The organism is Rhodococcus sp. AB351 (assembly GCF_049538275.1).
Lineage (GTDB): Bacteria > Actinomycetota > Actinomycetes > Mycobacteriales > Mycobacteriaceae > Rhodococcus.
Genome location: NZ_JBMVFW010000006.1, coordinates 226,125 through 251,188 on the forward strand (window position 1 = coordinate 226,125; position 25,064 = coordinate 251,188).

Genomic DNA, 25,064 nt, shown 5'->3' on the forward strand with positions numbered 1-25,064 from the left:
GGAGACGAGATGGACGAGGTCAGCGGAGCGATCCGGTTCCTGTCGGCGTTCACGGCCATCGAGAACCACTTCAAGTGGCAGTTGCAGACGGACGAGGAGCACATGAGCTTCGTCCGGATGGCCAAGGAGTACGCCCGGCGTCACCGCACCCAGGTCGATCTGCCCGCCCTCCGGGCCTTCGCGGACCTGCGCAACGCGCTCGTGCACCAGGACTACTACGGGGGCAAGCCGGTCGCCGATCCGGTCCCGGAGGTCGTCGAGGCGATCGAGAGACTGCGCGACAGGATCATCGATCCGCCGAAGGTGCTGCAGGTCCTGCCGAGACGGGCACCCGCCGTGTTCGAGACGGGCACACCGCTGAATGAGGTGCTCGACGAGATCCGACGCCACGACTACTCGCAGTTCCCGATCTACGAGGACGACACCTATCTCGGGTTGCTGACGACGAACTGCATCGCCCGGTGGCTCGCGCATCGTCTCGCGACGGACGAGATCGTCGAGGGCGAGACCGTCGGAGCGGCCCTGGAGTTCGCCGAACCACACGAGCGGGCCGCGCACCTGCCCCGCACCATCACCGTGCCGCAGGCGATCAAGAAGCTATCGCCGCCCGCGGGCGGGCAACTGCCGCCGACGGCGTTGATCGTCACGCACAGTGGCAGCGCGAAGGAACGGCCGCTCATGATCGTCGTCGCCGACGACCTGCCGACGCTCGTCGCGGCGGTGAATGCGGGACATTAGATCTGGGTGGATCCGACCCCGCTGAGCGGGGCTCGATCCACCGGAATCGCACAGAGGATTGTGGGCGCGGAGGGTTTCGAACCCCCGACCGCTGGTGTGTAAAACCAGAGCTCTACCACTGAGCTACACGCCCGAAAGACGGCGGCAGGTGCCGCCGACTTCGCATCAGGACTTTAGCGCGGCGAGCGCTCTGGCCCAAGCTCCCTGGTCACGGGCCTCTCCGGGCTGGTTCTCCTCCGCGAACTGCACGATGCCGTCCTTGTCGATGACGAACGTGCCGCGGTTGGCGAAACCGAACTTCTCGTTGAACACACCGTAGGCCTGCGCGACCTCGCCGTGCGGCCAGAAGTCGGACAGCAGCGGGAAGGTGTAGCCCTGCTCGGCCGCCCAGATCTTGTGGCTCGGCGACGGGCCGACCGACACCGCGAGAATCGCAGTGTCGTCGTTCTCGAAGGTGGGTAGGTCGTCGCGGACGGCGCACAGCTCGCCCTGGCAGACGCCGGTGAAGGCGAGCGGGTAGAAGACCAGGAGCACGTTCTTGCTGCCCCGGAAGCTCGACAGCGTCACTTCCTGGTTGTTCTGGTCCTTGAGGGTGAAATCGGGGGCTTCGGTGCCCACGGCGATCGGCATGCGTGTGGATCCTTACGTTCTGGGAGCCGGTTCAGCGGCGGGGACGGCCGGCCTTGGGCTGGACGAGGCGGCTGCCGATCCAGTCACCGAGGTTGGTGGCCGTGGTCTGGGTGAGGCCGGCCGTGGTGGCCGACTCGGCGATCTCGCTGGGCTCGACGTGATCGGGGCGACCGGTCTTGGGGGTGAGAACCCACACGACGCCCTCGTCGGCGAGGGGACCGATCGCGTCCATGAGGGTGTCCACCAGGTCGCCGTCGCTGTCGCGCCACCACAGCAGCACGACGTCGACGACCTCGTCGGAGTCCTCGTCGAGCAGCTCGGTACCGGTGACCTCTTCGATCGCAGCTCTCAACTCGTCGTCGGTGTCCTCGTCCCAACCGAGTTCCTGCACCACGTGGTCGTGAGTGATACCGAGCTTGGAGACATAGTTCTTGGCATCCGCCGCGGCGACCACGGTGGCTCCTCCTAAGGGTTGTGGTGCGCGAATCGGATCCGCGTACCGGCGTGACGATCAATTGGTCAAAGCGAACATCGTCGGAAGCCTCAACGCAACCCGAATCGCTGGGAAAAGCGGGAGAATCTTTGGAGAGGGACCCATTGCACCACCCCGCACCGTGTCCGATCCGTCCTGTTGGCCGGGCCACGGCGTGATCCTTCGTCGCGGATGGGGGAAGATGAGGGGTGCATCATGTTCAGATGTCGATTGCGTCGGCTCCCACAAGAGCCGGCCGACGGAGAGGGCGCTCCACCTACGCGCCCACCACGATGAGGAGCAGACGTTGACAGACCTGATCCACGGATCCGACTCCCGACAAGGCGCCGCACCGGGCGCGTCGGGACCGGGTTCCTCGGCCAAGCCGGCATCGACCAAGGACAATCGTGTCCGGGTGATCCGCGAGGGCGTGGCCTCCTACCTGCCGGATATCGATCCGGCGGAGACCGACGAGTGGCTCGAGTCGTTCGACGGGATGCTCGAGGCCGCGGGTCCCACCCGCGCGCGCTACCTGCTGCTGCGCATGCTCGAGCGTGCCAACGAGCGCAAGGTCTCCCTTCCCGCCCTGACCTCCACCGACTACGTCAACACCATCCCCACCGAGAGCGAACCGTGGTTCCCCGGTGACGAGGAGGTCGAGCGTCGCTTCCGCGCGTACATCCGGTGGAACGCGGCGATCATGGTCACCCGCGCGCAGCGTCCGGGTGTCGGCGTCGGTGGTCACATCTCCACCTACGCGTCGTCCGCCGCCCTGTACGAGGTCGGCTTCAACCACTTCTTCCGCGGCAAGGACCATCCCGGCGGCGGCGACCAGGTCTTCATCCAGGGCCACGCCTCCCCCGGTATCTATGCCCGCGCCTTCCTCGAGGGCCGTATCGGCACCGAGCAGCTCGACGGCTTCCGTCAGGAGCACAGCCACGCCTCGCTCGGCGGCGGCCTGCCGTCGTACCCGCACCCGCGCCTGCTCCCGAACTTCTGGGAGTTCCCGACGGTGTCCATGGGCCTGGGCCCGATGAACGCGATCTACCAGGCACGGTTCAACCACTACCTGCACGACCGCGGCATCAAGGACACCTCCGACCAGCACGTCTGGGCCTTCCTCGGTGACGGTGAGATGGACGAGCCGGAGTCGCGCGGCCTGGCGCACGTCGCGGCCACCGAGGGTCTCGACAACCTGACCTTCGTCGTCAACTGCAACCTGCAGCGTCTCGACGGCCCGGTGCGCGGCAACGGCAAGATCATCCAGGAGCTGGAGTCGTTCTTCCGCGGCGCCGGCTGGAACGTCATCAAGGTCGTGTGGGGCCGCGAGTGGGACGCCCTGCTGCACGCCGACAAGGACGGCGCGCTGGTCAATCTCATGAACGTCACGCCCGACGGCGACTACCAGACGTACAAGGCCAACGACGGCGCGTTCGTGCGCGAGCACTTCTTCGGCCGCGACCCGCGGACGAAGGAACTGGTCAAGGATCTGTCCGACCAGGACATCTGGAATCTCAAGCGCGGCGGCCACGACTACCGCAAGATCTACGCGGCGTACAAGGCCGCGATGGAGCACAAGGGTCAGCCGACGGTGATCCTCGCGCACACCATCAAGGGCTACACGCTCGGTAAGCACTTCGAGGGCCGTAACGCGACCCACCAGATGAAGAAGCTCACCCTCGAGGACCTGAAGTACTTCCGCGACCTCCAGCGGATCCCGATCTCGGACGAAGAGCTCGAGAAGGATCCGAAGATGCCGCCGTACTACCACCCCGGCTTCGAGTCGCCCGAGATCCAGTACATGCTCGAGCGTCGCCGGGCCCTCGGCGGCTTCCTTCCGGAGCGCCGCACCACCGCGAAGCCGTTGGCGCTGCCCGCGGAGAAGACCTACGACGTCGTCCGCAAGGGTTCGGGCAAGCAGGAGGTCGCCACCACCATGGCGACGGTCCGTGTGCTCAAGGAACTGTTGCGCGACAAGGAGATCGGCAAGCGTATCGTGCCGATCATCCCGGACGAGGCCCGTACCTTCGGTATGGACTCGTGGTTCCCGTCGCTGAAGATCTACAACCGCAACGGTCAGCTGTACACCTCGGTGGACGCCGATCTGATGCTCGCCTACAAGGAGAGCGAGGTCGGGCAGATCCTGCACGAGGGCATCAACGAGGCCGGTTCGACGGCGTCGTTCACGGCGGTCGGTACGTCCTACTCGACGCACGGCGAGCCGATGATCCCCGTGTACATCTTCTACTCGATGTTCGGTTTCCAGCGCACGGGCGACGGCCTGTGGGCGGCGGCCGACCAGATGGCACGCGGGTTCGTCCTCGGCGCGACCGCCGGTCGCACCACGCTGACCGGTGAGGGCCTGCAGCACGCCGACGGGCATTCACTGCTGCTCGCGTCGACCAACCCGGCCGCGGTCACCTACGACCCGGCCTTCTCCTACGAGATCGCCCACATCTTCCGCGACGGTCTGCGGCGGATGTACGGCGGCACGGACGGTGTCGACGGTTTCGGTGGCGAGGACGTCTTCTACTACATCACCGTCTACAACGAGCCGTACTCGCAGCCGGCCGAGCCGGAGGACCTCGACGTCGAGGGTCTGCTCAAGGGCATCTACCTGTACAAGCGGGGCCAGGAGTCGGGTCCGAAGGCGCAGATCCTGGTCTCGGGCGTGATGATGCCCGAGGCGCTGCGTGCGCAGGAGATCCTCGCCGACGAGTGGGGTGTGTCCGCGGACGTCTGGTCCGTCACCTCGTGGGGCGAGCTGCGTCGCGACGGTGTCGAGTGCGACCGGCAGGCGCTGCTGAACCCCGGTGAGGAAGCTCCGGTGCCCTATGTCGCGTCGGTGCTCAACGACGCTGCGGGTCCGTTCGTCGCGGTGTCCGACTGGATGCGCGCGGTGCCCGATCAGATCCGCAAGTGGGTTCCGGGCGACTACACGGTGCTCGGCGCCGACGGCTTCGGCTTCTCCGACACCCGTGGCGCCGCTCGCCGCGTGTTCAACATCGACGCCGAGTCCACGGTCGTCGCGGTGCTCTCGGCGCTGGGCCGCGAAGGCGCGATCGATCGTGAGAAGGCCGTCGAGGCGGCCCGCACCTACAAGATCGACGACGTGACGGCCGCTCCGGTCTCGATGGCGGACCCGGGCGTCGCCTGATCCGTCCGCCGGTCACGTCCGAGTGGCGTGACCGGCCGGCTCGCGGCCGCCGGGTACTTTCGTCCCATGGTCGACGAGCCGCAGCCCCGCCGGACCGGGCAGGTACCGGGCGTTCACAGGGAACGCCCGGTACCGCCGTCCCGTCCTCAGCGGGCACCGCTGCCCGACGCGCTGCTCCGTCGGGTCAAACAGTTCTCGGGGCGACTGTCCACCGAAGCAGTGCACGTCATGCAGGAGCAGTTGCCCTTCTTCGCCGATCTCGACGCATCGCAACGGTCGACCGTGCAGCTGGTCATCCAGACGTCGGTGGTCGACTTCCTCGAGTGGGTGCGCAATCCCGACAGTCCCGACAGCGACCTGCGGTTCAGCCTCGACGCCTTCCAGATGATCCCGCAGGATCTCGCCCGGCGCCTGACACTGCGTCAGACGGTGGACATGGTCCGCGCGGCGATGGAGTTCTTCGAGCAGTGGCTGCCGGCCCTCGCCCGCAACGAGGAACAACTCGTGGCACTCACCGAGGCGATCCTGCGGTACGGGCGCGAGCTCGGGTTCGCCGCCGCGGCGGTGTACGCGGGGGCGGCCGAGTCGCGGGGCGCATGGGACACGCGCCTCGAAGCCCTCGTCGTCGACGCCGTGGTACGCGGGGACACCGGGCCCGACATGCAGTCGCGGGCCGCGACCCTCAACTGGGACGCGACCGCCCCGGCGACGGTGATCGTCGGCACTCCCCCACCCGACCAGGGCGTCTCGGTGATCACCACCGTGCACACCGTCGCCCAGGAGCACGGTCGCGCCGCCCTCGCGGTGGTGCAGGGCGAACGCCTGGTGATGGTGGTCAGCGGGGAACTGCACGGGACGGTCGACGCAGCGAACTTCCGCACCGAGTTGATGCGCGCGTTCTCCGACGATCCCGTCGTGATCGGTCCGACGACACCGACGCTGGCGACCGCACACGTCTCCGCGGTCGAAGCGCTCGCCGGCATGGAGGCGGTCGTCGGATGGCCGGGAGCTCCCAGGCCGGTGCACGCCGCGGAGCTGCTGCCCGAGCGTGCGTTGCTCGGTGATCCCGGCGCGATCGCCGCGCTCGAGGACTTCGTCGTCGCTCCGCTGGCGGCTGCCGGGCCGTCCCTCGCGGACACGCTCGACGCATACCTCGACAGTGGGGGCGCTGTCGAGACTTGCGCCCGAAAGCTGTTTGTTCATCCAAATACCGTGCGGTATCGATTGAAGCGGATCACAGAAATAACGGGTCGGGATCCCACAAATCCCCGCGATGCGTACGTGCTCCGAATCGCTGCCACGGTAGGTCGCCTGGCACGAAGCCATAACGAATTGAGATCGCCTGCACCACCTGCCACTCGATTCACAATTCGCGAATCGGACACGTAACGTCTCCGACCTTTCGTCCGATAGCGAGCATCGACGTGCAGATTTGTGGGAACCCTACAAATCGAGGGGCAACCTTTCATCGCTACCGACATCTCGCAGGCACCCGCTCGCGGTGTTCCCTGGTGATCGTGATTTCGCTGCTTGCCCCCGGTCAGGGGTCTCAAACACCCGGAATGCTCGCCCCGTGGCTCGAGCAGTCCGGAGCGCGCGACCGCATCGACCAGTGGTCGCAGACGGCGGGACTCGATCTCGCGCGTCTGGGCACCACTGCCACCGCCGAGGAGATCACCGACACCGCGGTGACCCAGCCGCTCGTGGTGGCCTCCGCCCTGCTCGCCTTCGAGGATCTCGACCGTCGCGGCCTCGTGCCCGCCGACACGATCGTGGCCGGCCACTCCGTCGGTGAACTCGCCGCGGCCGCCATCGCGGGTGTCATCAGCGCCGACGATGCCGTCGCCCTCGCCGCCATCCGCGGAGCCGAGATGGCCCGCGCCTGCGCGCTCGAACCCACCGGAATGTCCGCCGTGCTCGGCGGTGCCGAGGACGAGGTGCTTGCGCGCCTCGCCGAGTTGGATCTGACCCCCGCGAACATGAACGCGGCCGGTCAGATCGTCGCAGCCGGGCGCCTGAGCGCGCTCGAGGAGCTCGCTGCGAACCCGCCCGAGAAGGCCCGCGTCCGCGCTCTGCCGGTCGCCGGTGCCTTCCACACCCGATTCATGGCACCCGCCCAGGACGCCGTGGCTGCCGCCGCGGCGAAGATCACACCTTCGGATCCGACGCACACGTTGCTGTCGAACTACGACGGCAAGCCCGTCACCTCCGGAGCCGACGCCCTCGAACGTCTCGCAGCCCAGGTCACCCGGCCCGTCCGGTGGGACCTGTGCACCGCCTCCCTGCGTGAAGCGCAGGTGAGCCGGATCGTCGAGCTTCCCCCCGCCGGCACGCTGGTGGGCATCGCCAAGCGCGAGATGCGCGGCACGCCCACCGTCGCCCTCAAGACCCCCGCGGAGATCTCCGCTCTGGCCGAAAGTCTTCAACTCGGTTAGGTTGCTGCGCGCGCCGTCGCACAGCACGGGCACCTCACCGGGACCTCCCCGGACCCCCGACCGGAAACATCCGGCCGGTTTCGAACGACATAGTCGACAGATCGAGAAGGGAGCCACATCGTGGCCGCCACCCAGGAAGAAATCATCGCCGGTCTCGCGGAGATCATCGAAGAGGTCACCGGCATCGAGCCCTCCGAGGTGACCGTCGAGAAGTCCTTCGTCGACGACCTCGACATCGACTCGCTGTCCATGGTCGAGATCGCCGTCCAGACCGAGGACAAGTACGGCGTGAAGATCCCCGACGAGGATCTCGCCGGCCTGCGCACCGTCGGTGACGCCGTGAACTACATCCAGAAGCTCGAGGCCGCAGGCGTTCAGGCCACGAACGACAACGAATGAGTTCTGCTGTGACCTCCCCTTCTCCTCGGGCGCTCCGCAACGTCGTCGTCACCAGCCTCGCGGCTACGACGTCGATCGCCGGTGACGTGGACGCCACCTGGAAAGCACTGCTGGCCGGTGAGAGCGGGATCGGCACCATCGACGGCGGATTCGTCGACGAGTTCGACCTCCCGGTGCGCATCGGCGGAACCCTGAAGGTCAGCCCCGACGAGGGACTGTCCCGCGTGGAACTCCGTCGCATGAGCTTCGTCGAGCGCCTCGCGCTCACCCTCGGACGCACCGTCTGGCAGAACGCCGGCAGCCCCGAGGTCGACCAGGACCGTCTCGGTGTGGTCATCGGTACGGGCCTCGGTGGCGGCGAATCGCTCATCGACGCCGTCGACAAGCTCCGTGACGGCGGCTACCGCAAGGTCTCGCCGTTCGCGGTGCAGATGATCATGCCGAACGGACCGTCGGCCACCGTCGGACTCGAACTCGGTGCCCGCGCCGGGGTCATCACCCCGGTCTCGGCGTGCTCGTCCGGATCCGAGGCGATCGCCAACGCGTACCGGATGATCGCCTTCGGCGACGCCGACATCGTCGTCACCGGTGGTGTCGAGGGTCAGCTGGACGCGGTCGCCACCGCGGGCTTCGCGATGATGCGGGCGCTGAGCACCCGCAACGACGACCCGAAGGGCGCCTCACGTCCGTTCGACAAGGACCGCGACGGTTTCGTCTTCGGCGAGGCCGGCGCACTGATGGTCCTCGAGAGCGAGGAGCATGCCAAGGCACGCGGAGCGACCATCCACGGTCGCATCCTCGGCGCCGGTATCACCTCCGACGGTTACCACATCGTCGCCCCCGATCCGGAAGGTACGGGAGCGGCACGGGCCATGCGGCGGGCGATCGAGACCGCCGGGCTCACCAAGGCCGACATCGGGCACGTCAACGCGCACGCGACGGCCACCCCGATCGGCGACGTGGCCGAAGCCAAGGCCATCAACGCGGCCGTGGGCAACCACGCCGCGATCTACGCCCCCAAGTCCGCGCTCGGTCATTCGATCGGTGCGGTGGGTGCACTCGAAGCAGTACTCACGGTCCTGTCTCTGCGTGACGGGGTCATCCCGCCCACGCTGAATCTCGAGAATCAGGATCCAGAGATCGATCTCGACGTGGTCAAGGGCGAACCGCGTTCCGGCCGGATCGATTTCGCGCTGAACAACTCGTTCGGTTTCGGTGGGCACAACGTGGCGCTCGCATTCGGTCGCGCCTGACCGTCGACGCCAGTCCGCCCCATGCGGTGGAGGCTCCGCCCGGAGCCTCCACCGCAGCCCACCACCACCGCGTCTGCCCGAGGAGTACCCGATGACCATCCTGGATCCAGCCACCCCGCGTGAGACGACGGTGGACCCGAGAGATCCGTTGGCCCGTCTCGAGAAACTGTTCGACCCGGGCAGCCTGGAACTGCTGCACACCCGCGACAAGTCGGGCGTCCTCGCCGCCGTCGGCGACGTCGACGGCATCCGCACCGTCGCATACTGCTCCGACGCCACCGTCATGGGCGGAGCCATGGGCGTCGAGGGATGCAAGCACATCGTCTCCGCCATCGACCACGCCATCGACCACGAGATCCCCGTGGTCGGCATCTTCCACTCCGGTGGTGCGCGTCTGGCCGAGGGCGTCGAGGCCCTCCACGCCGTCGGCCTGGTCTTCGAGGCCATGGTCCGCGCGTCCGGTCTGATCCCCCAGATCTCCGTCGTTCTCGGCTTCGCGGCCGGTGGTGCCGCCTACGGCCCGGCCCTGACCGACATCGTCATCATGGCTCCCGAGGGCCGCGTCTTCGTCACCGGACCGGACGTGGTTCGCAGCGTCACCGGTGAGCAGGTCGACATGGAGTCGCTCGGCGGCCCCGAGACGCACACCAAGAAGTCCGGTGTCGCCCACATCGCCGCGCACGACGAGGCCGACGCTCTGCACCGGGCGCGCCGCCTGGTGTCGATGCTGGCCGAGCAGGGCGAATTCGACGTCGCCGCAGCGGCGCTCGGCGACACCGACCTGCGGGCGCTGATGCCCGCCTCGCCGCGACGCGCATACGACGTCCGGCCGATCGTCCACCAGCTGCTCGACAACGTCGACGGCGAATCCGCCTTCGAAGAACTGCAGGCCGGCTGGGCCCGCAGCATCGTCACCGGCTTCGGCCGTCTCGGCGGCCGCACCGTCGGTGTCATCGCCAACAACCCGCTCCGCCTCGGCGGCTGCCTCAATTCCGAGAGCGCCGAGAAGGCAGCGCGTTTCGTGCGGATGTGCAATGCCTTCGGTGTTCCGCTCGTCGTCATCGTCGACGTCCCCGGTTACCTTCCCGGTGTGAGCCAGGAGTGGGAGGGTGTCGTGCGACGCGGCGCCAAGTTGCTCCACGCGTTCGCCGAGGCGAAGGTTCCCCGCGTCACGCTGGTGACGCGCAAGATCTACGGCGGCGCGTACATCGCGATGAACTCCCGGGCGCTCGGGGCCACCGCCGTCTACGCGTGGCCGGAGTCCGAGGTGGCCGTGATGGGCGCGAAGGCCGCTGTGGGCATCCTCCACAAGAAGGCCCTCGCTGCGGCTCCCGAGGAGGAGCGTGAGGCGCTGCACGACCGTCTCGCCGCCGAACACGAGGCGATCGCCGGTGGCGTCGGGCGCGCGATGGCGATCGGTGTGGTCGACGAGATGATCGATCCCGCCACCACGCGCAGCACGCTGGCCGCCGCGCTCGCTGCCGCACCCGCGGTTCGCGGTGGGCACAAGAACATTCCGCTCTGATCCGGACACAGCACGAGAACACCGGCATCGCTCCTCGGAGCGGTGCCGGTGTTCTCGTATCAGGAAGATGTGGGGTGCGTTCCGGTCGCGTCACCGGGGCGGCGGACCGCGGTCAGCCGACGTCCCGGCGGAGCCATGTCACCTGCGCGCCTTCGTCGCCGCTGCGGTACGGCTCGAGCTCTTCGTCCCATGCCGTTCCGAGGGCGCGGTGCAGTTCGATCGTGACATCGGCGGAGGACAGCATGGCGCGTAGACGCATCTCTCCGACGACGATGTCGCCGTTGGCGCTGGTGCACCCGCGCCACAGACCCAGTCGGGGGACGTAGCTGAAGCGTTCGCCGTCGACGCCCTCGCTGGGGTTCTCGGTGATCTCGAAGCGGAGCATCGGCCACGACCGCAGCACGTCCGCGAGTCGCGCGGCCGTGCCCACGGGCCCGACCCAGTCGACGCAGGTGCGCAGCAGCCCCGGTGCGGCGGGCTGGCCCGTCCACGAGAGATCGGGCCGGCAGTCGAGGATGTCGGCCAGTGCCCACTCGATGTGCGGGCACACGGCCGCCGGTGAGGAATGGACATAGATCACCCCCGCCGTGGCATCCGTGAATTGGTTGGATGCGCGCATACATTCACCTCCGATTCGACCAGGACGTCTTCCCCAACGACCTTCGTCGATCAAGGCTTCTCCATGCAGGCTGCGTACAAGTGTGCCCGTGTGGCGTGTGTTTCGCCAGCGAACCAGAGAGGTTTATGTGAATTCGGTGATGATCGCGTCTCCGAGGGCAGGCCAGAGCGGTTTCGCCCAGTCTCCGAACGCACGATCAGTAAGTACCACAGCGGCGACGGAAATTTCGGGATCTACCCAAATGAAGGTGCCCGACTGACCGAAATGACCGAAAGTGCGCGGTGAATTACCGATGGCGGTCCAATGCGGATTCTTCTCACCGCGGATCTCGAATCCGAGGCCCCAGTCGTTGGGCTTGAGCATCCCGTAGCCGGGCACGAGTCCGTTCAGACCCGGGAACTGCACGCTGGTCGCCTCGGCGAGGGTTTCGCGCGAGACCAGCACGGGGTCGAGCAGCTCGCGCGCGAACAACGCGAGATCGGCGACCGAGGACTGCGCCCCGTGACCGGCCGGCCCCGGCAGGGACGAGGACGGCATGCCGAGCGGCTCGAAGACCGCCTGCCGGAGGTATTCCGGGAACTCGATACCGGTTTCCGTCTCGACGAGTTCGGCGAGCACCTCGAAGCCCGCACTCGAGTAGATCCGCTTGCGTTCGGGTTCGGTCTGCACGGTGCGCTCACCGAACGCCAGACCCGAGGCGTGGGCGAGCAGATGGCGCACCGTCGACCCCTCGGGGCCCGCGGGCTGATCGAGCTCGATCGCGCCCTCCTCGACGGCCACCAGCGCGGCGTACGCCACGAGCGGCTTCGTCACCGATGCGAGGGGGAAGACCTCGTCGAGGTCTCCCCTGGACGCGACCGTTCCGCCGTCGCGGGTCACCACCGCGGCGGCGGAACGGTCGACAGGCCAGTCGCTGAGCAGATCGAGGCTGTGCACGCGATCAGCCTACGAGACGGCCCGGCGGGGCGAGGTCACCGGTCGGAACCGGTCACCAGTCGGCTTCGGTGTAGCGGATGACGCCGCGGATGTTCCTGCCCTCGAGCATGTCCCGGTATCCGTCGTTGATCTGCTCGAGGGTGTAGGTGCGCGTGACCATGTCGGCCAGGTTCAGCTGACCGGACTTGTACAGGTCGAGCAGGTTCGGGATGTCGACGCGGGCGTTGCACCCACCGAAGATGTTGCCCTTGAGGTCCTTCTGCAGCATCGAGAACAGGAACGAGTTCAGCTTGACGTCCATGTCGGACATGTAGCCCATCGCCGTGACGACGCACCGGCCGCCCTTGGCCGTGAGGGTCAACGCGGGATCGACCAGTTCACCCTTCATCTCGCCCACCGTGATGATCGTCGAGTGGCACATGCGGCCCCACGTGATCTCCATGATCGGCACGATGGCCTCCTCGATGGAGGCGTAGGTGTGCGTGGCACCGAACTTCAGCGCCTGCTCGCGCTTGAACGGTTCCGGGTCGATCGCGAAGACGTGACGCGCACCGGAGGCCACGGCGCCCTGCAGGGCGCTCATGCCGACGCCGCCGACGCCGATGATGGCAACCGAGTCGCCGGCCTTGACCTCGGCGATGTTCGTCGCCGAACCCCAACCGGTGGGCACGCCGCAGCCGACGAGCGCGGCGAGCTCGAACGGCACGTCCTTGTCGATCTTGACGACCTGGCTCTGGTTGACTGTCATGTACGGCGAGAAGGTACCGAGCAGGCACATCGCGATCACGTTCTGGCCGCGCGCCTGGATGCGGTAGGTGCCGTCGGAGATCGCCTGGCCGCTGAGCAGTCCGGCGCCGAGATCGCACAGGTTCGAATGCCCCGAGGCACAGGACGGACACCGCCCGCACGCGGGGATGAAGGACAGCACGACGTGGTCGCCCACCTCGAGGCCCACCACTCCCTCACCGACCTTGGTGATCACGCCCGAACCTTCGTGACCGCCCATGGCGGGGAACGACGGCATCGGGGTTGCGCCCGTGACGATGTGGTGGTCGGAATGGCACATGCCGGCGGCTTCCATGCGGATCTGCACTTCGCCCGCGACGGGATCGCCGAGTTCGATCTCCTCGACCGACCACGGTTCGTCGATGCCCCACAGCACTGCACCCTTGGTCTTCATCTGGCTCGCCCTCCATCGCATTGCCGGTTGTGCACGTGACGATAGACACAATCGCACAGAATTGGAACAGGTTCTAGACCTCGTCCCGGTCCGGTCGACATGCGACCGCGGATACCGTGGGACCCGAGCACCGCGGGTCCCCACCGCCCGACCGTCCGAGGAGATGCCGTGCCCGACAATCCGGAACTCACCTTCCACGGCGCGGCGAGAACCGTCACCGGCTCGTGCGCGATGATCGAACTCGGCGACGCCCGCATCCTGGTCGACTGCGGGATGTTCCAGGGTTCGCGCAGCCTCGAGAAACTCAACGTCGCGGAGTTCGCGTTCGCTCCGGAGTCGATCGACGCGGTGATCCTCACCCACGCGCACATCGACCACTGCGGGCTGCTTCCCAAGCTCGTCGCGCGCGGATTCGGGGGCCGCATCTTCTGCACCGCACCGACGGCCGAGCTGCTCTCGTTCATGCTCGCCGACTCGGCGCGGATCCAGGAGTTCGAGGCCCAGCGCCGCAATCGGCGCCGCGACCGCGCGCACCGGCCGAAGTTCCACCCGATCTACACCGAGGAGGACGCCCGACTCGCCGCCTCACGCGCCCGCCCGGTCCCACTCGAGGAGTGGTTCGAGCCGGCACCCGGTTTCCGGGTCCGCCTGTGGAATGCCGGACACATCCTGGGATCGGCGTCGGCGGAGATCGAGGCCGGTGGTGTGCGCATGTTGTTCTCGGGCGATCTCGGCCCGGAACAGAAGGCCTTCCACGCCGATCCGGAAGGCCCGACCGGACTCGACCACGTCGTCTGCGAATCCACCTACGGGGACCGCTCGCGCCCTCGGCTCACGATCGCCGAGCGCCGCGACCTCCTTGCCCGGGAGGTGAACGAGGCACTCGAGCGGGGCGGCAATCTGATCGTGCCCTCGTTCGCCCTCGAACGCACCCAGGAGTTGTTGCTCGACATCGGATACCTGCTCGACGACGAGCGGATTCCGGGGGTGCCGGTCTTCGTCGACTCCCCGCTCGCGATCCGCGCCACCGACGTCTTCGCCGCACATGCCGGAGAACTCGAGGACCTCGACGGCCGGAACGTCTTCCGCCATCCCGGCATCCGGTACACCGCCGAGGCCGAGGAGTCGATAGGGATCGACACCTACCGACGCGCGATCATCATCGCGGCCTCCGGGATGTGCGAGGCGGGACGGGTTCGGCACCACCTGCGGAACAACCTCGCCCGCCCCGACTCGACGGTGCTCTTCGTCGGCTACCAGGCGCAGGGCACGCTCGGCAGGGTGATCCTCGAGGGTGCGTCGAAGGTCCGGATCTCGGGTGAGGACATCGACGTCCGGGCGCAGATCCGGCGGATCGACAGCTACTCCGCACATGCCGACCGCGGCGAGCTGGTGCGCTGGGCCGGGCACCGCGCGCCGATCTCCGGCACGGTCTTCCTCGACCACGGCGAGCCCGATGCGCTCGCTGCCTTCGCGGCGTCGCTGCACGGACTCGATGCGGACCTGAACGTGGTCGTTCCGGAGTTCGGTGCGCGGTACCGGCTCGTGGCAGGTGGCCCGGCCGAGTACGTCGCGACCGTCGCACCGCCGACGCCGGTGCACGTCGGCCGCGACTGGCAGAACGAGTACGCCGAGTTCGCCACCGGTCTGCGCGACCAGCTGCTCGAGATCGACGACCCGCGCACCCGGGAGCGCGCCATCGCTGCGATGCGGAAGGTGCTCGACGAATACCGCACGGGTGCCCAGACCCCGGAGGAGCACCCACGCCACTCGAGGCCGGGTCGACGCAAGCCTCCGCCCCGCCGGAGGCGCCGTTTCTGAGCGGCTCCTTGGCCTCCCGCGAGAATCGGCTCGCGCGATATCCATCCTCTCATTGTAGAGAATGGCATTTCCGTCTAACGTGATCCTCATGTTCGACCGCGGCGAGGGCCGCCGCATCGGCATCGGACAACGGAGGACGAACCATGACGACGAAGGCGCTCGCGCCCGACGTATCCACGTGGCCGGCAGAGAACCCGCAGCTCATCGGCAGCCGCTGCGACGACTGCTCCGCGACCACGTGGCCCACCCAGCCGCGCTGCCCCCGGTGCAGCGGGGCGAACATCTCGGAACTGCTGCTGCCGCGTCGCGGCACGCTCGTGGCATGGACCACGCAGGGATTCGTGCCGAAGCAGCCCTACGCGGGCAACGAGACGGCGGCGACCTTCACTCCCTTCGCGTTCGGCCTCGTCCAGCTCGGTGACGTGGTCCGCGTCGAGGCCCGCCTCACGGAGACCGACCCCGAGAAACTGCGCCCGGGCATGGAACTCGAGCTCACCTTCGTCCCCTTCTACACCGACGAAGAGGGCACCGACATCGTCACGTGGGCCTTCGCGCCGATCTGATCCGCACACATCCCATCGAGGAGTTCCCGACATCATGAACGACGTTGCCATCATCGGGGTGGGCCTTCACCCGTTCGGTAGATTCGGCGCCAAGTCGGCCATCGAAATGGCCGCAGACGCAATCCAGCTCGCGCTCGAGGACTCGGGTGTCGCCTGGAAGGACATCCAGTTCGGCATCGGCGGCAGCTACGAGGTCGACAACACCGACGCCGTCACCCGCCTCGTCGGCCTGACCGGCATTCCCTTCACCAACGTGTTCAACGCGTGCGCGACGTCCGCCAGCGCGATCGAGCAGACCGCCGACGGGATCCGTTCCGGCAAGTACGACATCGGCATCGCGGTCGGCACCGACAAGCACCCCCGCGGCGCCTTCACCGCCGATCCCGCCATGCTCGGTCTGCCCGCCTGGTACGCCGAGAACGGACAGTTCGTCACCACCAAGTTCTTCGGCATGAAGGCGAACCGCTACGCCATCGATCACAACATCTCGCACGAGACGCTCGCACGGGTCGCGGCGAAGAACTACCGCAACGGCGGCCTCAACCCGAAGGCCTTCCGCCGCACGGAGTTCGGCATCGACGAGATCCTGTCGTCGCCGATGCTCAACTACCCACTCACGGCGAAGATGTTCTGCGCGCCGGACGAGGGTGCCGCAGCGGTGATCATGTGCCGCGGCGATCTGGTGTCGAAGTACACCACCAACAAGCCGGTCTACCTGCGATCCACTGCGATTCGCACGCGCACCTACGGCGCGTACGAGGTCCATGCGACGTGGGCGTCGGTCGAGGAGGACGTCTCCCCCACCGCCTACGCCGCCAAGGCCGCCTACGAGGCCGCCGGCATCGGCCCCGAGGACGTCGATGTCGCCCAGCTCCAGGACACCGACGCCGGCGCGGAAGTGATCCACATGGCCGAGACCGGCCTGTGCGCCGACGGCGACCAGGAGAAGCTGATCGCCGAGGGAGCCACCGAGATCGGCGGGTCCCTCCCGGTGAACACCGACGGTGGTCTCATCGCCAACGGTGAACCCATCGGCGCCTCCGGTATCCGCCAGGTCCACGAACTGGTGCTGCAGCTGCGCGGTCAGGCCGGCGAGCGGCAGGTTCCGGGCGAACCGAAGGTGGGCCTCGCCCAGGTCTACGGCGCACCCGGCACCGCCGCCGCGTCGATCCTGTCACTCTGAGTGCCACGTAATCGTTCGAAAGTCCGGCCACCGCACGAGATCCCGAGTGCGGTGGCCGAACTCGTCTCGGCGCCATCGCGAGTCCGGAATCACAGCACCCCGGGGCGCTTTTCGCAACCGGAGGAAGGTACTGTCCAGCTCAGCGGGTCGAGTGTGGGGGAACGACTCATCAGCATCAATTCGAGTCGAGGAGTTCATCCGTGCGTCGATCCGTCGTGTCCCGTCGTGGCTTTCGCAGCCTTGCGGTCGGTCTCGCAGGCCTCTCGGCGCTCGTGTTCGGCACCGCCACCGCGCACGCCGATCCCGAGCAACCCGACGCCGAGCCCGCCACCGCCTACGTCGAGGGCGTCGACGAGGTGACCGACCAGCACTGGACGGTCCGCGTCTACTCTCCAGCCATGGACACCGTGATCCCCCTGGACGTCCTGCGTCCGGCCGATCCGAGCGAGCCCCGGCCGGTCGTCTACGCCCTCGGCGGCGCGGGTGTCGGCGTGATCGACGGCACCGGGTGGATGGAGAGCAGCGACATCGCCGAGTTCTTCTCGGACAAGAACGTCAACGTGGTCATCCCCGCCACCGGCAACTTCAGCTACTTCACCGACTGGGATCTCGACGATCCGGTTCTCGGTCGCAACCAGTGGCAGACCTTCCTCCTCGAGGAACTGCCGCCCGTCGTCGACGAGCTGCTCGACACCGACGGCAAGCAGTCGATCATCGGCATGTCCATGAGCGCCGGCTCCGCGCTGGACCTCGCGATCCAGAGCGGCGACCTGTACTCCGGCGTCGCATCCCTGAGCGGATGCGTCCGCACGAGCGATCCGGTCGGTCAGCTGTACGTGAGGCTCGTCGTCGAGCGCCGCGGCAAGGGCGACGTCGAGAACATGTGGGGTCCGGCCGACGGTCCGCGCTGGGCCGAGCACGACGTCTACCTCAACGCGGAAGGCCTGCGCGGCAAGGCCTTGTACCTGTCGAGCCGCAACGGCCTGCCCGGCCCGTACGACGTCCCCGGTCAGGAACGCGCGGCGGGCGAATCGTTCGCCACGCAGATCGTCGCAGGCGGAGCGATCGAGGCCGCCACGAATGCCTGCACGCACCAGCTGGTGGACCGGCTCCAAGCGCTCGACATCCCGGTCACGGCCGAACTCGATGCCGACGGAACGCATTCGTGGGGCTACTGGGAGGACGACCTGCGCAAGGCGTGGCCGATCCTCGCCGAGTCGATGGGCGCTGAGGCCTGATCGCGAGGCGTCACTCGCCGGGGTCCAACCGGATCCGGGCGACCACCGAACGGTGATCCGCCCCGGGAAGGTCGTCGGACTCGAACGCGACGGCCGTCCCGTTGCCGACGAGGATGCGATCGATCGCCACCAGCGGTGGGCCGGGTTTGTCGGTGGGATAGGTACGCACCGTCCCCGCTCCCGCCTGCTCCGCGGCATCGGCGAAACGCCCCGAGAGCAACGCGCGGAACTGCGCATGGTCGTAGGTCGCGTTGAAATCGCCGCCCACGACTGCGGGGACGTCGGCCGGAGATCGATCGAGGATGTCCTGCAACCGTGACAGTTCGGCAGCCCAGTCCTGCGCGTCGAACACCGGTGGGACCGGATGGAACGCGTGGACCGCGACCGGTCCCGCTCCCGGTACGTCCGCGACGGCCGAGAGCTGGCGGAAGACGAATCCGTCGTGTTCGACGGTGTCCGACAACGGAAACCGGCTCCAGATCCCCGTTCCCGACGCCAACTCTCCGGGGACGAGATACCGATGGGGCAACAGCTCGTCGAGACCGGCACGGGTGAGTCCGTCGACCCCCGCAGAGGTGAGTTCGTTCACCGTGAGCAGGTCGACGTCGCGGTCCCGGACCCGGGACACGACGACCTCGGGATCGGCACCCCCGTCGAACAGGATGTTCGCGTGCATCACCGTGAGGTCGGGACCGTCACCGGACGCGGCCGTCGCGACGTGGAGAGGCGCCTGGGTCCAGACCGCCGCCGCAGCAACCGCAATCGCAACGAGGGCCCCGAGTGGGCGTCGACGGACGGCGAAGACGATCAGCCCGATCACCGCACCGGCCATCAGATACGACGCGCCGGACCCTGCGAGCACCAAGGGCTGAGCCGACCACGTACCGAAGTGGAGCGCGAGCCCGACCGCGCCTGTCGCGGTTGACGTCCACCCGAGAACGTCCGATCCGAGCCGGAGCCACTTCGCAGTCACCACGCCACACAACCATGCCGCAGGTCCGTGCGCGAGGACCCGTCACCGATCGGAGCGGGAGGCGATCGCGGCGAGGCGCTTCGCGAGCCGGTCCGCGGCCTCCCGAAGTTCCGGTGGCTCGATGACGACCGCCTCGAAACCCATTCGCGCGACGTGCATCACGACCCAGTCCGGGTCGTCCGCGCCGACGACGAGTACGCACCACCCGTCCTCGTCGTCCTCGACCCGCCCGACCTGCGGTGGCACCATGTCACGCACCTGGTCGGCGTCCGCCCGCAGGCGGATCCGCGCGATGTACCGGTAGGGCGACTCCGTCACGGACCGCTGGACGTACGACACCGGATCGGGGTGCTGCCGCGGCCGGAACCGCCACGTCGTGGGCGTCACGTCGCGCATCCGGTCGAGCCGGAAGGTGCGCCAGTCGTCGCGATCGACGTCCCATGCCATGAGGTACCAGCGCTGCCCTGCAGCGACCATCCGCACCGGTTCGACGGTGCGCTCGTCGTCCACCTCCTGCCGGGTGGTGTACCGGAACCGCACGCGGATCGCGTCGAGGCATGCGCGAGCCAAGCCCAGCAGCGTGTCGGCATCGATCTCGGTGCTCGTGCCGACGACGGTTTCGGTGGCGCCGTAGATCGCCCGCACCTCCGCGCGCAGGCGCGGCGGCATCACCTGGTCGAGCTTGGCCAGTGCGCGCAGGGCCGCCTCGGCGGCACCGGCGATGGTGCTGCCCGACGCCAGTCGCAGCGACACCGCCGTCGCGATCGCTTCGTCGTCGTGCAGGAGCAGCGGCGGCAGTCTCGTGCCGGCACCGAGCTGATACCCACCGCCGACACCGGGGGTCGCGCGGACGGGATAGCCGAGGGCGCGCAGACGATCGACGTCGCGGCGCACCGAGCGATCGGTCACGCCGAGTTCCGCAGCCAGTTCGTCAGCGGTCCACGACGGGCGACTCTGCAACAGCGCAAGCACCCTCAGAACCCGTTCGGTGGTCGACTCGACGGTCACACGACGATCGTCGCACGGATCACGGACCGAATCTGTCCGGAATATGCGTCAACCTGGAGCCATGACAGAACTCGACTGGAACCACCTACTGCGACAGCAACTCGACTATCCGGTTCGCCGCCGCCTCGACGGCCTCACCGACGACGAATACTTCTTCGAACCCGCACTCGACTGCTGGAGTGTTCGGCCGCGCGGGACGGGCACCGCTCCCCTACTGGGAGGCGCCGGGGCGATGACCATCGATTTCGCGTTCCCCGAACCCGATCCGCCGCCCTTCACGACCATTGCGTGGCGGCTCGGTCATGTGATCGTCGGTGTACTGGCGATGCGCAACGCGAGCCATTTCGGACGCACCGCCACCGACTACATGTCGTTCGAGTACGCAGCGACCGCGGACGAGGCCCTCGCCCAGCTCGATGCCGAACTCGCCACGTGGATCGCGGGCGTCGAGTCCCTCGGGGAAGACGGACTCGCCCGGCCGTGCGGTGAAGCCGAAGGACCGTACGCCGAGTACCCGATGGGCATGTTGGTCCTGCACATCCACCGCGAACTCATCCATCATCTGTCCGAGGTCTGCCTTCTGAGGGACCTCTACCTGCACACCCGTACCCGCGCCCGACAGGAGGCGAGCTGACATGGCCCGCGACATCCAGATCACGTTCGACTGCGCCGATCCCGCGGCTCTCGCGGATTTCTGGGCGGACGCACTCGGCTACGAACTCCAGAAGCCGCCCGGCAATTTCGTCTCGTGGGACGACGCGCTCGACGCGATGGGGGTGCCACTCGAACGACGCAACGACGCGTCGGGCATCGTCGACCCGGACGGGGCAGGGCCCCGGCTGTTCTTCCAGAAGGTGCCCGAGGGCAAGCAGGCCAAGAACCGGATGCATCTGGACGTGCGTGCCGCGCCCGGACTCGACGGCGCCGAGCGCATGGCCGCCCTGGAAGCCGAGGCCGAACGGCTCGTCGCGCGCGGCGCCACGCGCCTGGAGCGTCACGACCCGGCGCCGCCGTTCGGGGCCGGCCACATCGTGATGGCCGACCCCGAGGGCAACGAATTCTGCCTCGACTGAGACTTCGCGTGGTCAGGCCGGTTCCGAGACCCAGTGGACGAGTTGCCAGATGATCCCGTTGGGATCGGCGAACTGGCAGTACCGCTCGCCCCACGGCTCGGTCTCCGGCTTGGTCACCACCGTCGCACCGGCTTCCGCGACGCGCGCGAACTCGGTGTCGACGTCGTCGACGACGAAGGCGATGAGCATGCCCTGACCGGCCGGACCGGCGATGGATTCCGGCTTGAAGGTCGACAGCCCGGTACGCAGGAACACGATATTGAAGCCTACGTCCGGGTGGGACAACGAGACGAATCCGTCCGCGGACATCTCCTCGGTGAAACCGAAGTGCCGGATCGCGAAATCGGCCGATGCGGCCGTGTCGGCGACGTTGAGCGACAACGCTGTCGAATTGATTTTCATAGGACCTCCCCCGGGACAGAAACCTTGTACGGCGTATAGAGTACCCTCGAGAACGAGTTCTCGGGAGGCATTTGTGGCGCGCGACCTGATCGACCTTCTGTGGCGCGAGCATCCCGATGCGCCGACTGGCGGTTCCCGTGGGCCGAAAGCCAAGGTCACCACCACATCCGCGGTGGACGCGGCCGTCACCGTCGCCGACGCGGAGGACCTCGACGCAGTGACGATCCGTCGCCTCGCGACCGATCTGGGTGTCTCCGCCATGGCCCTGTACACCCATGTCGGGTCGCGTGACGAGCTCCTCGTCCTCATGGTCGACCGGGTCCACGCCCGGCAACCCCGGCCGCCCTACGAGTCCCCGTCGTGGCGGGATCGGGTACGGCAGGTCGCCGAAGCCGAACTCGAGCACTATGCCGCGCACTGGTGGCTGTTGGACGTCGACGATCAGCGCACAGCGCTCGGCCCCGGCACAATCGCGAAGTACGACCACGAACTCCACGCCTTCGACGGCACGCCCCTCGGTGACATCGATCGCGACGCCGCGCTCACGTTCGTCGCGGACTTCGTGCGGGGTGCGGCCCGAGCCCGACGACCTGACCCGCACGCCGCCGACATGGGCGAGGCCTGGGCGCGATGGAACGAGCGACTCGCGCACTATCTCGGCGACGACCATCCCCTCGCGCAACGAGTCGGGGCGGCGGCCGGGGCGGAGATGAACGCCGCCTACAGCCCGCACCACGCATGGGAGTTCGGGCTCCAGCGCGTCCTCGACGGGCTCGAACCGCTCATCTCGAATGGCGGGGTGCGGCCCACCCGGGAATGATTTCCCCGAAGGGTCCGTACGAGAGATTCGAGGTTTTCATGAAGCGATTCGCCGCGGGCGTGCTCGGTTGTGCCGCAATCGCCCTCGCAGTGCCGGCCACGGCGAGCGCCGATACCGTCCCCCTGCCCGGCGCCTCCCCCGCCGCCGAGGCAGAGGAGCCACCCTACGAACTGACGCCGGAAGAGCGGGCAGAGGCGGAGCACTGGTGGTACCACGAAGGATGCCGGTACGCCCCGCTGCGGCCGGATTGCGTCGTCCACAACATTGTCGAGACCTTCGCGACCGGTTCGAGCGGGAACCGGGACACGCCGTTCAGCTCCTCGTAGATCCACCCGCCCGCCACGATTTGGGTGGATCCACCCCCGCTATCCGGGGTCGGATCCACCCAAATCACGTCATCCCTCACGCACCTCTTCGAGCCTGCGGATCAGCGTCACCGCATCGAACGGGCCGGTGTGCCGGGTGAGGTCCGAGCCCGTAGCGCCGAGGTAGAAGGTCGGCGTTCCGAAGACGTCGCTGGTCTCGGCGTCGAGATCATCGTCCTCGACGCGGTGCCGATGCCGCCCCAGGCGCAGGTCCTCGTCGAACCGATCCATGTCGAGGTCCAGTTGCTGGGCGTGTTCGTAGATCTCGTCGTGGGAGAGAGCGTCGCTGTGGGCGAACAGGTGGTCGTGCATGTCCCAGAAGCGACCCTGCGCAGCGGCAGCCTCCGACGCTTCGGCGGCGAACCGCGCGTGCGGGTGGTGCTCGTCGAGGGGAAGGTGCCGGAAGACGTACCGCAGGTCGTCGCCGAAGTGCTCGCGCACGTCGCGGATGCTGCCGGTGGCCTTGCTGCAGAACGGGCACTCGAAGTCTCCGTACTCGACGAGCGTGAGCGGAGCGTCGACCGGTCCCCGCACGTGGTCACGATCCGGGTCCACCGGACGCAGCAGCACCAACCCGGCCGGTCCCTGTGGCGGATGCAGGCGGTCGGACAGCCGGAACAACGCCCAGCCCAGTGCAGTGGCGAGAACAGCCGCGAGGAGTACGCCGATCCGGGCGTCGTTGGCCGCTTCGGGAGATTCGATCGCCAGATCCACGATGAACAGGGAGATCGTGAACCCGATGCCGGCGAGCGCCGCACCCCCGCTGACGCGCGAGAGAGTGAGTCCCGGCGGCAGGCTGCCCGGCCGCAGACCCGAGAAGACGGCGGTGGCCGCGGTGATGCCCACGAGTTTGCCGACGACCAGACCGAGGACGACGCCCCACGTGATCGGCGACCGGATCGCAATGCCGACGGTCTCGGCGGAGATCACCACACCCGCGTTGGCGAGGGCGAAGATCGGAACAACGAGGAACGCCGTGTACGGCTGGTAGAGCCGCAACAGCCGCTCGTTGACGGACACCGCGCGGAGTACCCCGAGTTGCGCGGCGCGCGCGTAGTCGGAGTTGGGCGATTGACGGAAGGCCCGCGTGAGTTCGCCGGCGCGCTCCACTTCGCTGCGACGCGGCGGATAGACGGGAAGGATCAACGCGATCAGCACACCGGCGAGGGTCGGGTGCACACCGGATTCGTAGAACGCCACCCATGTCCCCGCCGCGACGACGAAGTAGACGACGCCCCGCCACACCTCGAGCCGGCGGAACTGAAGGATCAGCAACAGTCCGATCGCCGCGGGTATCAGATAGACCGGCTGCAGATCGTCGGTGTAGACGAAGGCGATGATGGCGAGAGCGCCGATGTCGTCGGCCACGGCCAGCGTCAGGATGAACACGCGCAGGCGGGCCGGGCACCGCGGTCCGACCAACGCGAGCGCGCCGAGGACGAAGGCGGTGTCGGTCGAGACGACCACACCCCACGCTCCCGCGGCCTCCCCGCTGGGATTGAGCAGCAGGAACAGTGCTGCAGGCAGCGCCAGACCCGCGATCGCGGCCACGAGCGGGACCGCCGCGCGCGTCCGGTCGGTGAGCTCCCCCATGGTGAGCTCGCGTTTGACCTCGAGGCCGACGACGAAGAAGAACAGCGTCATGACGGCGTCGTTGACCCAGTGTTTGAGGTCGAGGTCGATGCCGTAGTCGCCGATGCTGATGCTGAGCGGCGTGTGCCAGAACGCCTCGTACGAGTCGCCGAGGTTGGCCCAGACCAGAGCGATCAGGGTCGCGGCGAGTACGACGCCTGCCGCGAGCGTGTCGTCGTCCGTGCCGTCGCGGACCCCTGCCAGGAGATCGGACGCCCGGCGGAGCGTCGTCGGTTTCTCGTCGACCGTCATGTGCTCCCTCGTTCCACGGTCCGCTTCGAGCAACTCGGTGCCGGTGAGTACGCCGACGAAACCGCACAACGCCCGGCCCCGGGACGATTATTTCCGGAACCGACCATTCGGAACTGCATTGTCCGAACACAACAATGCAACCGGATCTGTCGTCCAGGAGGCGGAATGCACCCCTCCGACTACCGACCTCGTCCGAAACTAGACCGAATCGTTGTGCCAACAACCGTTTTCGGCGGTTCGACAGCCCGACCGTTACATTCCGCCGCTTCGTGTCACCTCCACGGACGATAGCCCTGCGCGTCCGCGCCGGGTATCGTCACGATCCACCGAAGCGTCGGTTCCGAATAACCCTCGGCGAGAACAACTTTCCTAAGTTCTCTTACGGAGAGG

General features: G+C 67.8%; 24 protein-coding genes and 1 tRNA gene. 15 read left to right on the top strand and 10 right to left on the bottom strand.

Annotation, left to right across the window (positions count from 1 at the left end; translation table 11 throughout):
- The first annotated feature begins 9 nt into the window (after positions 1–9).
- On the top strand, positions 10–738 hold the full coding sequence (locus ACPCXD_RS15130) for a CBS domain-containing protein (protein WP_088897246.1): 729 nt from the start codon (positions 10–12) through the stop codon (positions 736–738).
- Between the two features lie 61 nt (positions 739–799).
- On the opposite strand, the gene ACPCXD_RS15135 is transcribed toward ACPCXD_RS15130, so the two are convergent.
- The 3 genes from ACPCXD_RS15135 to ACPCXD_RS15145 form a co-directional block, all read right to left on the bottom strand.
- Positions 800–871: transfer RNA gene (locus ACPCXD_RS15135), tRNA-Val, on the bottom strand.
- 32 nt (positions 872–903) lie between these two features.
- Complete coding sequence (locus tag ACPCXD_RS15140) at positions 904–1,368, bottom strand: peroxiredoxin (RefSeq protein WP_016693279.1); 465 nt, start codon at positions 1,366–1,368, stop codon at positions 904–906.
- Positions 1,369–1,399: 31 nt separating this feature from the next.
- On the bottom strand, positions 1,400–1,822 hold the full coding sequence (locus tag ACPCXD_RS15145; protein ID WP_016933310.1) for a DUF3052 domain-containing protein: 423 nt from the start codon (positions 1,820–1,822) through the stop codon (positions 1,400–1,402).
- 325 nt (positions 1,823–2,147) lie between these two features.
- Here ACPCXD_RS15145 and aceE point away from each other — a divergent pair, with 325 nt between their 5' ends.
- The 6 genes from aceE to ACPCXD_RS15175 all read left to right on the top strand — a co-directional run bounded on the left by aceE (position 2,148) and on the right by ACPCXD_RS15175 (position 10,609).
- Positions 2,148–4,997: a pyruvate dehydrogenase (acetyl-transferring), homodimeric type gene (gene aceE / locus ACPCXD_RS15150; RefSeq protein ID WP_088897245.1), complete on the top strand. Its 2,850-nt coding sequence runs from the start codon at positions 2,148–2,150 to the stop codon at positions 4,995–4,997.
- A 66-nt stretch (positions 4,998–5,063) separates the two neighbouring features.
- Positions 5,064–6,386 (top strand): PucR family transcriptional regulator, encoded by a 1,323-nt coding sequence (locus ACPCXD_RS15155; RefSeq protein ID WP_229565065.1) that lies wholly within the window; start codon positions 5,064–5,066, stop codon positions 6,384–6,386.
- Between the two features lie 128 nt (positions 6,387–6,514).
- On the top strand, positions 6,515–7,432 hold the full coding sequence (locus ACPCXD_RS15160; RefSeq protein ID WP_088897295.1) for an ACP S-malonyltransferase: 918 nt from the start codon (positions 6,515–6,517) through the stop codon (positions 7,430–7,432).
- A 120-nt stretch (positions 7,433–7,552) separates the two neighbouring features.
- Positions 7,553–7,831: a meromycolate extension acyl carrier protein AcpM gene (acpM, locus tag ACPCXD_RS15165; RefSeq protein ID WP_016691373.1), complete on the top strand. Its 279-nt coding sequence runs from the start codon at positions 7,553–7,555 to the stop codon at positions 7,829–7,831.
- Positions 7,828–9,084 (top strand): KasA/KasB family beta-ketoacyl-ACP synthase, encoded by a 1,257-nt coding sequence (locus ACPCXD_RS15170; RefSeq protein WP_186455110.1) that lies wholly within the window; start codon positions 7,828–7,830, stop codon positions 9,082–9,084. The genes acpM and ACPCXD_RS15170 overlap by 4 nt, the downstream gene beginning before the upstream one ends.
- 91 nt (positions 9,085–9,175) lie before the next feature.
- The gene (locus ACPCXD_RS15175) at positions 9,176–10,609 is read left to right on the top strand and encodes an acyl-CoA carboxylase subunit beta (protein WP_016691371.1); all 1,434 of its coding nucleotides are present in this window, start codon (positions 9,176–9,178) and stop codon (positions 10,607–10,609) included.
- A gap of 112 nt (positions 10,610–10,721) precedes the next feature.
- Here the strand turns inward: ACPCXD_RS15175 and ACPCXD_RS15180 are convergent, their stop codons facing one another.
- The 3 genes from ACPCXD_RS15180 to ACPCXD_RS15190 form a co-directional block, all read right to left on the bottom strand.
- Entirely contained in the window at positions 10,722–11,228 is a 507-nt protein-coding gene (locus ACPCXD_RS15180; protein WP_423660166.1) for a DUF3145 domain-containing protein, read from the bottom strand.
- 123 nt (positions 11,229–11,351) lie between these two features.
- Positions 11,352–12,164: a serine hydrolase domain-containing protein gene (locus ACPCXD_RS15185; protein ID WP_423660168.1), complete on the bottom strand. Its 813-nt coding sequence runs from the start codon at positions 12,162–12,164 to the stop codon at positions 11,352–11,354.
- A 52-nt stretch (positions 12,165–12,216) separates the two neighbouring features.
- The gene (locus ACPCXD_RS15190; protein WP_016691368.1) at positions 12,217–13,344 is read right to left on the bottom strand and encodes an NDMA-dependent alcohol dehydrogenase; all 1,128 of its coding nucleotides are present in this window, start codon (positions 13,342–13,344) and stop codon (positions 12,217–12,219) included.
- Positions 13,345–13,512: 168 nt separating this feature from the next.
- On the opposite strand from ACPCXD_RS15190, the gene ACPCXD_RS15195 reads away from it, so the two are divergent.
- From ACPCXD_RS15195 to ACPCXD_RS15210, 4 genes are all read left to right on the top strand, one after another.
- Positions 13,513–15,165 carry an MBL fold metallo-hydrolase gene (locus ACPCXD_RS15195; RefSeq protein ID WP_301845523.1) on the top strand — a complete coding sequence of 551 codons (1,653 nt, stop codon included), beginning with the start codon at positions 13,513–13,515 and terminating at the stop codon, positions 15,163–15,165.
- A 143-nt stretch (positions 15,166–15,308) separates the two neighbouring features.
- Positions 15,309–15,728: a Zn-ribbon domain-containing OB-fold protein gene (locus ACPCXD_RS15200; RefSeq protein ID WP_088897239.1), complete on the top strand. Its 420-nt coding sequence runs from the start codon at positions 15,309–15,311 to the stop codon at positions 15,726–15,728.
- Between the two features lie 31 nt (positions 15,729–15,759).
- Positions 15,760–16,911, top strand: coding sequence for a thiolase family protein (locus ACPCXD_RS15205; RefSeq protein ID WP_088897294.1), 1,152 nt, complete (start codon positions 15,760–15,762; stop codon positions 16,909–16,911).
- A gap of 200 nt (positions 16,912–17,111) precedes the next feature.
- On the top strand, positions 17,112–18,149 hold the full coding sequence (locus tag ACPCXD_RS15210) for an alpha/beta hydrolase (protein WP_229565071.1): 1,038 nt from the start codon (positions 17,112–17,114) through the stop codon (positions 18,147–18,149).
- 10 nt (positions 18,150–18,159) lie between these two features.
- On the opposite strand, the gene ACPCXD_RS15215 is transcribed toward ACPCXD_RS15210, so the two are convergent.
- Both ACPCXD_RS15215 and ACPCXD_RS15220 read right to left on the bottom strand, forming a co-directional pair.
- A complete protein-coding gene (locus tag ACPCXD_RS15215) occupies positions 18,160–19,125 on the bottom strand; it encodes an endonuclease/exonuclease/phosphatase family protein (protein WP_088897237.1) in 966 nt (321 codons plus the stop codon).
- A 39-nt stretch (positions 19,126–19,164) separates the two neighbouring features.
- Positions 19,165–20,130, bottom strand: coding sequence for a helix-turn-helix transcriptional regulator (locus ACPCXD_RS15220; protein WP_301845529.1), 966 nt, complete (start codon positions 20,128–20,130; stop codon positions 19,165–19,167).
- Between the two features lie 61 nt (positions 20,131–20,191).
- Here ACPCXD_RS15220 and ACPCXD_RS15225 point away from each other — a divergent pair, with 61 nt between their 5' ends.
- Together ACPCXD_RS15225 and ACPCXD_RS15230 are read left to right on the top strand one after the other, a co-directional pair.
- Positions 20,192–20,764, top strand: a complete 573-nt coding sequence (locus ACPCXD_RS15225) for a DinB family protein (protein WP_088897235.1) — start codon at positions 20,192–20,194, stop codon at positions 20,762–20,764.
- Between the two features lies 1 nt (position 20,765).
- Positions 20,766–21,203 carry a VOC family protein gene (locus tag ACPCXD_RS15230; RefSeq protein ID WP_229565073.1) on the top strand — a complete coding sequence of 146 codons (438 nt, stop codon included), beginning with the start codon at positions 20,766–20,768 and terminating at the stop codon, positions 21,201–21,203.
- A gap of 12 nt (positions 21,204–21,215) precedes the next feature.
- Here ACPCXD_RS15230 and ACPCXD_RS15235 read toward each other — a convergent pair whose 3' ends face one another.
- Positions 21,216–21,605, bottom strand: coding sequence for a VOC family protein (locus ACPCXD_RS15235; protein ID WP_423660173.1), 390 nt, complete (start codon positions 21,603–21,605; stop codon positions 21,216–21,218).
- 73 nt (positions 21,606–21,678) lie between these two features.
- On the opposite strand from ACPCXD_RS15235, the gene ACPCXD_RS15240 reads away from it, so the two are divergent.
- Together ACPCXD_RS15240 and ACPCXD_RS15245 are read left to right on the top strand one after the other, a co-directional pair.
- The gene (locus ACPCXD_RS15240; RefSeq protein ID WP_423660175.1) at positions 21,679–22,425 is read left to right on the top strand and encodes a TetR/AcrR family transcriptional regulator; all 747 of its coding nucleotides are present in this window, start codon (positions 21,679–21,681) and stop codon (positions 22,423–22,425) included.
- 38 nt (positions 22,426–22,463) lie between these two features.
- A complete protein-coding gene (locus ACPCXD_RS15245) occupies positions 22,464–22,751 on the top strand; it encodes a hypothetical protein (protein ID WP_258261199.1) in 288 nt (95 codons plus the stop codon).
- 69 nt (positions 22,752–22,820) lie between these two features.
- Here the strand turns inward: ACPCXD_RS15245 and nhaA are convergent, their stop codons facing one another.
- Entirely contained in the window at positions 22,821–24,674 is a 1,854-nt protein-coding gene (gene nhaA / locus ACPCXD_RS15250; protein WP_423660177.1) for a Na+/H+ antiporter NhaA, read from the bottom strand.
- Positions 24,675–25,064: the final 390 nt, after the last annotated feature.